An 11,023-nucleotide genomic window follows, 5' to 3' on the forward strand; every position below is an offset into this window, starting at 1 on the left:
AGGACAGCTTACGACATCATTTAGGATCTTTTATTTGCGCTTTAACCCTATAAATCCGGACAATGGCGCGCATGGATCTGCTCCTCGACGTCGTGGGCTGGATCGGCGCGGCGCTGCTGCTGACCGGCTACTACCTGGTCTCCTCGTCCCGCCTGAACGGGGACGCGGTCCCGTACCAGCTCATCAACCTGGCCGGATCCATCGGCCTGATGGTCAACAGCGCCTACTACGCCGCCTGGCCGTCGGCGGGGCTCAACCTCGTGTGGGCGGCCATCGGCATCGTCGCCCTCGTCAAGCTGGCCCGCCTCGCCGCCGCCAGAACCCCGTCGGAAGCCCAGGAGCAAGGATGATCGTCGAACTGAGCCACCGCATCACCCCCGGCCTGGTGACCTACCCCGGCATCCCCGGTCCCGAGCTGGGCGTGCACCTGTCGCGGGAGGACTCCAGGAAGGTGTACGCGCCGGGCACCGAGTTCCACATGGGCACGGTCACGCTCGTCGGCAACACGGGCACGTACGTCGACACGCCCTTCCACCGCTACGCCGACGGCCCCGACCTGGCCGCGGTCCCGCTCGACAAGCTGGCCGACCTGCCGGGCCTGGTGGTGCGCGCGGGCCAGGAGCGCGAGGTGACGGTCGGCGAGGACCTGGACGTACGGGGCCGCGCGGTGCTGATCCACACCGGCTGGGACCGCCACTTCGGCACCGCCGCCTACACCCACGGCCACCCCTACCTGGCGCCGGAGTCGGCGCGCAGCCTGGCCGAGCGTGGCGCGGCGCTGGTCGGCATCGACTCGCTCAACATCGACGACACCCCGCCGCACGGCGAACGGCCCGCGCACACGATCCTGCTGGCGGCGGGCATCCCCGTGGTGGAGCACCTGACGGGCCTGGGCGGGCTGCCCGCCGAGGGCTTCAGGTTTCACGCCGCCCCGCCGATGATCGCGGGCCTGGGCACGTTCCCCGTACGGGCCTACGCGGTGGTCTAGTCGTCGGCCTCGTCGGCCTCGTCCCAGGTCTTGTTGCGCTCGGCGGCGCGCTGCAGGGCGCCGGCCGCCTCCTGCTCGCTCTCGTAGGGGCCGAGCCGGTCCTTGTTGGGGCAGCCCTGGTCAGGCTCGACGCGCATGTGCTTGAGGCAGAACCACCACTGGCCATCGCTCACGTGACCAATTCTGCCCCGTAGACTCGGTTTTCATGACGACTCTGCTCCAGCCCGGCCGAATTTCGCCCATGCGAAAGGTCCCCGCCCACATCGAGCGGCCGGAGTACGTCGGCAAGAAGCGCCCCAAGACCGGCGAGCCCGACGTGAAGACCCCCGAGATGATCGAGCGGATGCGCGTGGCGGGCCGGATCGCCGGTCAGGCCCTCGAAGAGGTCGGCCGGCACGTCCGGCCGGGCGTCACCACCGACGAGCTCGACCGCATCGGCCACGACTTCCTCGTCTCCCACGGCGCCTACCCGAGCACGCTCGGCTACAAGGGCTACCCCAAGTCGCTGTGCACCTCGATCAACGAGGTGATCTGCCACGGCATCCCCGACGACACCGTGCTGCGTGACGGCGACATCGTCAACGTCGACATCACCGCCTACATCGGCGGCGTGCACGGCGACACCGACGCGACGTTCCTGGTGGGCGAGGTCGACGAGGAGTCGCGCCTGCTGGTCGAGCGCACCCGCGAGGCGATGATGCGGGCGATCAAGGCGGTGGCGCCGGGCCGCCAGCTCAACGTCGTGGGCCGGGTCATCGAGGCGTACGCCAAGCGGTTCGGCTACGGCGTGGTGCGTGACTTCACCGGTCACGGCATCGGCACCACGTTCCACTCGGGCCTGATGGTGCCGCACTACGACGACCCGTCGCTGCGGGTGGAGCTGGTGCCGGGCATGACGTTCACGATCGAGCCGATGCTGACGCTGGGCACGATCGAGTACGACATCTGGCCCGACAAGTGGACGGCCGTGACCAAGGACGGCAAGCGCACCGCCCAGTTCGAGCACACGATCGTGGTGACCGACACCGGCAGCGAGATCCTCACTCTCGCCTAGGCACGACCCCTGACACGGTGGTGCCCTCGCCCTCCACGCTGCGGACGGTGAGGGTGCCGCCGATCTCGGCGAACGCGGCCCGCATGCGGGCGATGCCGCGCCCGGACCGGCCGGGCGCGAAGCCGCGGCCGTGGTCGCTGACCGTCATGCGCAGCCCCCCGCTGCTGACGGTCACGGCGACCGACACGACGGAGGCGCCGCTGTGGCGCTCGGCGTTGGCCAGGGCCTCACGCATCGCCGTGAGCACGCCTTCGCCGATGGGCGCGGGCACGTCCTCGGCGGGCAGCGCCCACGTCTCGACGGTGACACCGGTGCGCCGCGACCAGTCCGCGAGGTAGCTTTCGAGCGCCTCCGCCAGGCTCTCTCCCCCGCGCATGCGCGTCTCTTCCGTCAACCGACTTCCGCCTTCCTCAGCGCCCCGAACGGGCGCGGCCCGCCTGCGGCCTGGCGGATCGCGCACACCTTCCCCCTTGCCGAAAAGGCTACCCGCCGGGGCCGGAGGGTGGGGGGCAGGAGGGCGCGCGGCAGCTATTCGGTCTTGTCGAGGCGGTTGAGCTTGGCCAGGTAGTCGTTGTAGGAGTTGAGCTCGGGGTCGCCGCCCTCGGCGCGGTCGGCCTTGCGGTCGTCGCGGCGGGCCTTGCGGTCCTCGCTCTGATACCACTGCACGGCGATGGCCAGCAGCACGATCAGCGTGGGGATCTCGCCGAAGCCCCAGGCGATGGCGCCGCCGTTCTGCTGTTCCTGCAGCAGGGGGCCGCCCCAGGAGCGGTCGAGCTGCTCGTACCAGCCGGAGGCGATGACCGAGCCGGTCATCATCAGCGCGATGCCGAAGAACGCGTGGAAGGGCATGGTGACGAACAGCAGCAGCAGCCGTCCGACGTGCGGGAGCTGGTGGGGGCCGGGGTCGACGCCGATGACGACCCAGAAGAACAGGCTGCCGCTGATGAGGAAGTGCAGCGTCATCGCGATGTGCCCGAGGTGCTCCTGCATGGCCGCCTCGAACAGCGGCGTGAAGTAGAGCGCGTAGGTCGACGCGATGAAGATCGCGGTCGCGATGGCGGGGTGGGCGGCGACGCGGACGAACCTGCTGTGCAGGATCGCCAGCAGCCATTCGCGGGGGCCCCGGTCGCCCCGGACGGCGGCCGGCTTGAGGGCGCGCAGCGCGAGCGTGACGGGCCCGCCGAGGACCAGGAAGATCGGCACGATCATGGCCAGCGTCATGTGCTCGATCATGTGCACGTCGAACATGACCTTGGAGTAGCGGGCCAGGCCGGTCTGCGTGGCGATGACGAGCACCACGACGCCGATGAACCAGGACGCGGTGCGGCCCCACGACCAGGTGTCGCCGCGCCGCCGCAGCCTGACCACGCCCGCCCCGTACAGTCCGGCCAGCAGGGCGGCGACGGTGGCGAAGAACAGGTCGAACCACCACAGCGAGGCGATGTTGGCCAGCGAGATCGGCGGCGGGACCGGGTAGCCGAGCAGGTCGAAGGCGCGGTCGGCGGGCAGGCTGACGGGCGGCGGCGGGGTGCGCGCGAGCGCGACGGCCAGGCCGATGGTGGCGAGCATGAGCATCAGCTCGCCGAAGGCCAGGCGGGTGAAGGCGCGCGGCGCGCCGGCCTCCAGGGCGACGAGCGTGCGCTGCCGGTGCCACCAGCCGACGTAGCCGAGCAGGACGAACGCGACGGTCTTGGCGACGAGGAGGATGCCGTAGCTGGACGTCCACAGGTCGGAGACGGCGGTGAGCCGGGCGAGCACGCTGAAGACGCCGGACAGGCCGACGCCGACGAAGAGCCACACGGCGAGCCGGGAGAAGCGCTCGGCGGCGACGCCGAGCTGCGGCTGCTTGCGCACCGCGTGCAGGGCGAGCACGCCCAGCCCGCCCACCCACAGCGCCAGCGTCAGCAGGTGCAGCGACAGGCCGATGGTGGCCAGGCCGTGGTTGGGCGAGGACGAGGAGTGGCCGGTGAGCGCCGGGGGCAGCATCGTGACCAGCGAGAACACCAGCAGCGCGCCCGCCGCCCCGGCGGTGATGGCGCCCCGCGAGAACAGCGCGATCGACACCCCGAACAGGATCACCAGCGTGAGCGAGATGCCGGGGCTCTCCTGGGTGGCGTAGCCGACGAGGAAGTCGCGGTTGAGGATCTCCGGCACGGGCTTGGCCCACACGTCGGAGACGCTGAAGACCATCGTGAGGAACGCGGCCCCGGCCCAGGTCAGGGCGGTCCAGGAGGCCGCGCGCAGGTAGTCGAGCGCGCTCGTGCCGAGCAGGCCCTTGCCGGACTTGCCGTTGGGCAGCAGGACCGCCGCCGCCAGCAGGAGCCCGACGGTGGTCACGCCGGCGACGTCCATGAAGAGCTTGGACACCGGCAGGCCCCACCGGGTGAGCACCCCCGAGGAGGGGACGCCGAGGATGATGCGGGGGAAGGCCGCGCCTCCGGCGACCATGGCGACCACGAGGGCGGCGAGCGCCGCCCCGGCCGCCGCAAGCGCGAGACGCGCGGCCCTGGTCACGGCTTCTTCTTCCGTGCGCTGAGCAGGAAGCCGATGCCGATGCCGACGAGCGCGCCGACGACGACGATCAGCCAGACGGGGAACGTGCCGGAGCTCTCCTCGGCCGCCGCCTGGTCGGCGGCGGGCGCCGCGCTGGACGGCGCGGCGGAGGGCGCGGCGGAGGCCGCCGTGCTCGCCTCGGCGGTGGCCTCAGCGCTGCTCTCGGCGCTCGCCTCCGGGGACGGGGACGCGCCCTTGACCGTGAACGGGATCTCCCCCTCGATCGGGTGCCCGTCGGAGGAGACGACGCGGTAGGCGATCGTGTACTTGCCGTCGGGCAGCTCGCCCTTGAGCCGCTGCTTCACCACCGGCCCGTCGGACTCGGGGTCGCCGGCCTGGTGCTGGGCGTCGCCGGGCCCGCGCACGATCACGAACGGCATCCGCACCTTGTTGGAGAACTCGAGCGTGACCTCGTCCACGGACTTGACCGTGGCACCCTTGGCGGGATCACTGCTCTTGAGCGTGTCGTGCGCCTGCGCGGGGGCGGCGGTGGCGAGCACGAACAGGGCGGCGAGAATCGCGGTGAGGGCCGCGAGCGGGGATTTCTTCATGGCACCCCCAAGGCTACCGACGCCGCCGCCCGGTCCGGACTCCGCCGTTACAATCCCGCGCAGGCGAGCGCACGGCGGTAGAGGTCGGCGCTGCCCTCGGCGTCGCCGAGGACCTCCATCGTCTCGGCGGCCGCGTACCAGGTGCGGGCGGCGCGGCGGGAGTCGGGCAGCGGCTCCAGCCAGTCGCGCACCCCGCGCAGCTCGGCCTCGGCCTCGGCCTGCCTGCCGAGCGCGCCCTTGGCGCGGCTGAGCAGCAGGTGCGCCTCGGCCTCCAGGGCCCTGGAGTTGCCCGCCATCAGCGCCTGGCCGGCCTCGCCGTGGACGATCGCCTGCTCGTGGTCGCCGGCGATGAGGGCGGCGCGGGCCAGCTCGACCTCGCTGTTGGCGCGGTCGGTGGTGCTGGCGGAGGTCTGGGCGAGCTCCTGGCGGGCGCGCAGCAGCGCCTGGCGCGCCTCCTCGACGGCGGTGGGGCGCAGCCGCAGCAGCATGCTCGCGTACGCCATGCGGATGCGGGCGCTGTTGCGCGGCTGGCCGTTCTCCGTCTGGACGGCGAGCGCGCGCTCGGCCAGGCTCAGCGACTCCTCGCCGTGGCCGGTGCTCTCGGCGACCAGGGCGGCGTTCCAGTAGGCGGCGACGGTGGCCCTGGGGGTGTTGAGCATGTCGGCGGCGTTGAGCAGCTCGCCGGCGAACTGGCGGGCGCGCAGCAGGTCGCCGCTGTCGAGGTAGGCGGCCAGCAGCGTCGCGCCGAACTCGACGAGCGCGTCTGACCAGGCCGGCCGGGCCGGGCCGCCGAGGATGCCCTCGCCGACCTTGACCGCCTCGCTGAGCCGGTCGCTGACGCGGTAGGCGCGGCACAGGGCGATGGCGACCTCGATACGGCGCTCCGGGCTGAGCTCCTCGGCCTGGAGGCGGCGGAGGATGGAGATCGCCTCGTCAAGGTCACCGCACGCCTCGACGGCGAGCGCCAGGCCGTATTCGGTGTCTTGACGCAGCGCCGTCAGACCTGTCAGGTTATTGTTCTCCAGCAGCTCGGCGAAGCGCGTGCGAGCCTCGCGAACCTCTCCGTTCTCGAGGGCGAGCCTCGCGTAACCGAGTGCGAGTTCGATATCTTCCATCTGCTCGGCAGTCACGCCATTGAGCAGATAGGAGAGCGAACAGTCCAGCTTCTGAGCGAGCAGCTCCAGCACCGAAGGGGTGGGAGTACGTTTGCCGCTCTCGATCAAGGAAACGTAGCTGTCCGACAATTCAGGGTGCGCGAGCTGTGCCTGCGACATGCCGCGCTGTCGCCGGACCGTCTTGATACGGAGTCCGACCAGGTCTGATGTGGTCACAGCCGCTGCTCCCTGAGATGATGATGTCCAAGCAACGCACACCGCCCGAGGGAGAACCCCCCATGCGCACACGTCTTGCCCTGACCGCACTTACCGCCATCTTCACGGCCGTTGTGGCCGTTGGCAGCAATGGTACGACCGTGGTGGCCGAAACGTCTCCTGCCATCGCGCATTTCGAGGTCTCGCCCTGCTGCTGACCCCCGAGGGCTCCCGCTCTCACGAGTCTACGCAACGGCCCGGGAGATGCCGCCTTCCGCACAAGGAGGCGTCTTCCGGGCCCGCGAACAGCACCGGGAGACCGTCCGGACACCTCGGACGCCCCCGCATCACGCACAGCCCCCTCAAGCTAGACGATAGTTCTATATTTCTTCTACAGAGCTTCTAGTCGCCCCTTCCAGGACGATCCGGATCACGCAGCGTCGCACGCGGGGAGATCGCTCATGGCCGAGCACGTCCGCATCCGGCTCCTCGGTCCGGTCGCGGCGTTACGCGGCGCCGCCGCCGTCGACCCCGGCTCACCGCGCCAGCGCGCCGTCCTCGCCGTCCTCGCCTCCCACCCCGGGCAGGTGGTGCCGATCCCCCGCCTCGTCGAGAGCCTGTGGGGCGAGCACCCTCCGCGCAGCGCCGAACAGAGCGTCTACACGTACGTGGCCGGGCTCAGGCGCGCCCTGGAGCCGTCCAGGAAGCAGCACCGCCACTCCGAGCTGCTGGTCGGCGGCGGTGGCGGCTACCGGCTGGAGGTCGAGGCGCGCCACGTCGACGCCGTCGCCTTCGCCGGCCACGTCGAGTCGGCCCGGCTGGCGATGCGCCGCGACGGCGCCGCCGAGGCGCTGACCAGCCTGGAGGAGGCGCTGTCGCTGTGGCACGGCGACCCGCTGACGGGCGTGCCCGGCCCCTTCGCCGACGCCGAGCGCGCCCGGCTGGCCGAGCTGCGCCTGACCGCCGCGGAGCGGCACGCCGAGGCCCTGCTCGGGCTCGGCCGCCCGCACGACGCGCTCCCGCCGCTGCGCGACCTGACCCGCCGCCACCCGATCCGCGAACGGCTGCGCGAGCTGCTCGTCCTGGCCCTGCTGCGCAGCGGCAACCGGGCCGAGGCGCTGGAGGTCTACAACGAGGGCGGCCGCATCCTGCGCGAGGAGCTGGGCGTCGACCCGGGCGCCGCCCTGCGCGCCGCCTACGAGCTGGCCCTGCGCGAGCCCGGCCCGGCCCCCGCAGCGCCCCCGCCCGGCCGGTCCCGCTCCCCCGAGGCCGCCCCTGCGGCGGGACGCATGCCGGTGGTGCCCCGGGAGCTGCCGCGCGATCTGGGCGGGTTCGTGGGCCGACGGCTGGAGATCATCCGCATCCAGACGCACCTGGCCCCCTGGGACGGCTCCGCGCCCAGCCCCCTGGTCGTCATCTCCGGCCCGCCCGGCGTGGGCAAGTCCGCGCTGGCCGCCCGGGTCGCCGCGATGGTGAAGGACCGCTTCCCCGACGGGCAGCTGTACGTGAACCTGCGCGGCGCCACGACCGGGATGCCGGGGCTGGAGCCGCTGGAGGTGCTCGGCCGGTTCCTGCGGGCGCTCGGCGCCGCCGGCGACGCCGTGCCCGCCGACGTGGACGAGGCCGCCGCGGCCTGGCGCAGCCGCATGGCGGGCCGGCGCATGCTGGTCCTGCTGGACGACGCCGCCGGGCTGCCGCAGATCCAGCCGCTGCTGTCGGCGCCGCGCGGCACCGCGATCCTCGTGACGAGCCGCGAGAGCCTGGCCGCGGGCGACGACTCCGTGCGGATCCACCTGCCCCGGATGGCCGGCCCCGAGGCCGCCGCCGTGCTGTCCACGCTGGCCGGCGCGCAGCGGATCACCGCCGACCCCGAGCAGACGGCCCGGCTCGTACGCTTCTGCGACGGGCTGCCGCTGGCCCTGCGGATCGCCGGCGCCCGCCTGGCCGACCGGCCCGACTGGAGCGTGGCCGCGCTCAACGCCCGGCTCGGCGACGAGCGCAGGCGGCTGCACGAGCTGGAGGCCGGCGAGCTCGCCGTCCGCTCCAGCCTGGCCGCGAGCTGGAACGCGCTGGCCCGCAGCGCCAGGCCGCTCGACCGGCTGGCCGCCCGCACGCTCGCCCTGATCGGCCTGCCGCACGTGCACGACATCACCGCCGAGGCCGCCGCCGCCCTGCTCGGCACCGGCGTCCTGGAGGCCGAACGCGCGCTGGAGCGGCTGGTCGACGCCCACCTCCTCGACCAGTCCGGCTCCGACCCGGCCGCGCCGCCCCGCTACCAGCTCCACGACCTCGTCCGCATCTTCGCCGCCGAGCTGACCTGCGGCCCCGCCGGGCCCGCCGACACCCACGCCGCGCCTGGGCGGCTGTCACCCGGCGAGGCGGCCGCCGCGCTGGCCCGCGTGCTGGGCCACTGGATCGCCTCGGCCCGCCTGGCCAGCACCACCATGGACCCGCACCGCGTCCAGCCCGACGGGCCCGAGCTCGACCCCGTCGACGCGACCCCGCACCACGTGGGCGACGCCGACGAGGCCCGCGACTGGCTCGCCCGCGAGGAGCCCAACCTCGTCGCCGCCGCGGCCCAGGCCATGGCCTGCCCCGACGAGCGGCTCGCCAGGCTCGGCGTGGCCCTCGTCTTCTCCCTCCAGTGGTACCTGCACGGCGCGCACGACTCGGCCAACCTCATCGCGCTCAACCGCGAGGCGCTGCGGGTCAGCCGGCGGCTCGGCGACCGGCTGAGCACCTACCACGCGCTCGGCCACCTCGCCGGCGGGCTCAGCTTCCAGCGCCGCACCGCCGAGGCCGTCGAACACCTGCGCGCCCAGCTCGTCCTCGCCCGCGAGCTGGGCGACCGCTTCAGCGAGCAGCGGACGCTCGGCAACCTCGCCAACACCTTCCTGGTACGGCGCGCGTACCGCGAATGCCTGAGCCACGCCCGCGCCCAGCTCGCCCTGGCCAGGGAGATCGGCTCCCAGGTGGGCGAGCGGTACGCGCTCATCATGCTCGGCACCGCCCGCCACGGCCTCGGCCGCTCCGCCGAGGCGCGCCAGGCCCTGACCGAGGCGCTGGCCAGTGCGCGGCGGGTCGGCGACATCAGCCACGAAGGGCTCGTCCAGACGGTGCTCGGCGAGATCTTCCTCGACGAGGGCGAACCGGCGGCTGCGCTGGAGCCGCTGCGGCAGGCACTCGGGCTGCGCCGGGCGAGCTGGTTTCGGATCGGCCAGCTCCGCTGCCTCGTCCGCCTGTCGCAGGCGCACCGGGCGCTCGGCGCGCCCCGGGCGGCGCTGCCGTACGTCACCGAGGCGCTGCCCCTGGCCGTGGAGCTGGGCAACCCCGAGTGGCTGGTCATCACCGAGGAGGAGCACGCCGCCGTGCACGCGCTCCTCGGCGCGGTCACCCCGCCCTGAGCGCCAGGAAGAAGTCGACCCGGTCGGCCATCGTCGACAGGTCCCTGCCCGTCAGGTCCTCCACCCGCTTCACCCGGTAGCGGACCGTGTTGACGTGCACGTGCATCCGCGCGGCGCAGGCGTTCCACGAGCCGGCGCAGTCCAGGAACGCGCGCAGCGTCGCCACCAGCTCCGACTGGTGCCGGGCGTCGTACTCCAGCACCGGGCCCAGCAGGCGGGCGGCGAACGAGCTCCGCACCTCGCCCGGCACCGTCGCCAGGAGCAGCGCGTGCGTGTAGATCTCGTCGCTGGTGACCACGCCGCCGCCGCGCGCCGCCGCCAGCCGCCTGGCGTGCCCCGCCTCCTCGACACCGCCCCTGAGCGCCGCCGCCCCCGTCAGCTCCCCGCTCATCCCCGCGCACACCCGCACCCCGGGCAGCGCCCCCAGCACCTCCGCCCCGGCCCGCACCCGCGCCGCCACCTCCCCGGCGCTCCGCCCCCGCAACGGCACCACGGCCACGGCCCCCTCCTCCCCCGCGACCGCCACCACCTCCCACCCCAGCAACCCCTCCAACACCGCCACCTCAACCCCGAACCCGCCCTCCCCATAAGGAGCACGAGCAGCCGAACCGGCACTCGCAACGGAAGCGCCCACCCCTCCGGAGGGCACACCAACCCGGCCAGCCACCGCCCTAGGGGGCGCGCCACCAGCGGCGGGTGCACTCTCGGCGGGCGGCGCGGCCCCGGCGGGAGCGCCCACCCCTACGGGAGCGGCACCGCCACGCGCGCCACCCCCCTCCTCGGAAGGCGCGCCACCAGCGGCGGGTGCCCTACCGGTGGAGGGCGCGGCCTCGGCAGGAGCGGCCGCCCTCCGGGGAGGGGCGCTGCCCCTGGAGGGCCCGCCACCACCCCGAACGCCGACCCCGGGAGGCGCGCCACCAGCGGCGGGCGCGCCCTCAGCGGGAGCGCCCACCCTCCCGGGGGCGGCACCGCCACGGGCGCCGGCCCCCTCCCGGGAAGGCGCGCCGCCGGCGGGGAGCGCGCCGCCACCGGTGGAGGGGGCGGCATCGGTAGGGGCGGTTGTCGGCTTGGGGCCGGTTGTCGGTCTGGGGGTGGTGCCGGTTCTGGGGAATGCGCCGTGGCGACGAGGGGCCCCGGCTGCGGCCGGGCGAGGACACCGCGCT

11 protein-coding genes are annotated in these 11,023 nt (G+C 73.6%); 5 read left to right on the top strand and 6 right to left on the bottom strand.

The genetic code is table 11. The features are described 5' to 3' along the window. Nucleotides 1–71 precede the first annotated feature (71 nt). The gene (locus tag KME80_RS34445) at nt 72–350 is read left to right on the top strand and encodes a CBU_0592 family membrane protein (protein WP_219510856.1); all 279 of its coding nucleotides are present in this window, start codon (nt 72–74) and stop codon (nt 348–350) included. Next, entirely contained in the window at nt 347–988 is a 642-nt protein-coding gene (locus KME80_RS34450) for a cyclase family protein (RefSeq protein WP_219510858.1), read from the top strand. The genes KME80_RS34445 and KME80_RS34450 overlap by 4 nt, the downstream gene beginning before the upstream one ends. On the opposite strand, the gene KME80_RS34455 is transcribed toward KME80_RS34450, so the two are convergent. Continuing rightward, a complete protein-coding gene (locus KME80_RS34455) occupies nt 985–1,161 on the bottom strand; it encodes a hypothetical protein (RefSeq protein WP_219510860.1) in 177 nt (58 codons plus the stop codon). The two genes, KME80_RS34450 and KME80_RS34455, sit on opposite strands and share 4 nt — an antisense overlap. A gap of 32 nt (nt 1,162–1,193) precedes the next feature. Here KME80_RS34455 and map point away from each other — a divergent pair, with 32 nt between their 5' ends. Continuing rightward, the gene (gene map, locus KME80_RS34460) at nt 1,194–2,042 is read left to right on the top strand and encodes a type I methionyl aminopeptidase (protein ID WP_219510862.1); all 849 of its coding nucleotides are present in this window, start codon (nt 1,194–1,196) and stop codon (nt 2,040–2,042) included. On the opposite strand, the gene KME80_RS34465 is transcribed toward map, so the two are convergent. From KME80_RS34465 to KME80_RS34480, 4 genes are all read right to left on the bottom strand, one after another. Then, complete coding sequence (locus tag KME80_RS34465) at nt 2,029–2,418, bottom strand: sensor histidine kinase (RefSeq protein ID WP_219510864.1); 390 nt, start codon at nt 2,416–2,418, stop codon at nt 2,029–2,031. The two genes, map and KME80_RS34465, sit on opposite strands and share 14 nt — an antisense overlap. A 152-nt stretch (nt 2,419–2,570) precedes the next feature. Beyond that, nucleotides 2,571–4,556: a bifunctional copper resistance protein CopD/cytochrome c oxidase assembly protein gene (locus tag KME80_RS34470; protein ID WP_219510866.1), complete on the bottom strand. Its 1,986-nt coding sequence runs from the start codon at nt 4,554–4,556 to the stop codon at nt 2,571–2,573. Next, the gene (locus KME80_RS34475; protein ID WP_219510868.1) at nt 4,553–5,146 is read right to left on the bottom strand and encodes a copper resistance CopC family protein; all 594 of its coding nucleotides are present in this window, start codon (nt 5,144–5,146) and stop codon (nt 4,553–4,555) included. The genes KME80_RS34470 and KME80_RS34475 overlap by 4 nt, the downstream gene beginning before the upstream one ends. Nucleotides 5,147–5,193: 47 nt before the next feature. Then, nucleotides 5,194–6,519: a helix-turn-helix domain-containing protein gene (locus KME80_RS34480; RefSeq protein ID WP_308126044.1), complete on the bottom strand. Its 1,326-nt coding sequence runs from the start codon at nt 6,517–6,519 to the stop codon at nt 5,194–5,196. A gap of 20 nt (nt 6,520–6,539) precedes the next feature. On the opposite strand from KME80_RS34480, the gene KME80_RS52190 reads away from it, so the two are divergent. Both KME80_RS52190 and KME80_RS34485 read left to right on the top strand, forming a co-directional pair. Continuing rightward, nucleotides 6,540–6,674 (top strand): hypothetical protein, encoded by a 135-nt coding sequence (locus KME80_RS52190; protein WP_281427312.1) that lies wholly within the window; start codon nt 6,540–6,542, stop codon nt 6,672–6,674. Between the two features lie 243 nt (nt 6,675–6,917). Beyond that, a complete protein-coding gene (locus tag KME80_RS34485) occupies nt 6,918–9,860 on the top strand; it encodes an AfsR/SARP family transcriptional regulator (RefSeq protein WP_219510872.1) in 2,943 nt (980 codons plus the stop codon). On the opposite strand, the gene KME80_RS34490 is transcribed toward KME80_RS34485, so the two are convergent. Then, complete coding sequence (locus tag KME80_RS34490) at nt 9,847–10,413, bottom strand: PucR family transcriptional regulator (RefSeq protein ID WP_246646249.1); 567 nt, start codon at nt 10,411–10,413, stop codon at nt 9,847–9,849. The genes KME80_RS34485 and KME80_RS34490 overlap by 14 nt on opposite strands. Nucleotides 10,414–11,023 lie beyond the last annotated feature (610 nt).

It is taken from the genome of Nonomuraea ceibae (assembly GCF_019396325.1).
Taxonomy (GTDB): domain Bacteria; phylum Actinomycetota; class Actinomycetes; order Streptosporangiales; family Streptosporangiaceae; genus Nonomuraea; species Nonomuraea ceibae.

Coding starts and splice junctions, on each gene's coding strand:
- KME80_RS52190 (WP_281427312.1), top strand. CDS start 6,540: ATGCGCACACGTCTTGCCCTGACCGCACTTACCGCCATCTTCACGGCC.
- KME80_RS34465 (WP_219510864.1), bottom strand. CDS start 2,418: ATGCGCGGGGGAGAGAGCCTGGCGGAGGCGCTCGAAAGCTACCTCGCG.
- KME80_RS34450 (WP_219510858.1), top strand. CDS start 347: ATGATCGTCGAACTGAGCCACCGCATCACCCCCGGCCTGGTGACCTAC.
- KME80_RS34445 (WP_219510856.1), top strand. CDS start 72: ATGGATCTGCTCCTCGACGTCGTGGGCTGGATCGGCGCGGCGCTGCTG.
- KME80_RS34485 (WP_219510872.1), top strand. CDS start 6,918: ATGGCCGAGCACGTCCGCATCCGGCTCCTCGGTCCGGTCGCGGCGTTA.
- map (WP_219510862.1), top strand. CDS start 1,194: ATGACGACTCTGCTCCAGCCCGGCCGAATTTCGCCCATGCGAAAGGTC.
- KME80_RS34475 (WP_219510868.1), bottom strand. CDS start 5,146: ATGAAGAAATCCCCGCTCGCGGCCCTCACCGCGATTCTCGCCGCCCTG.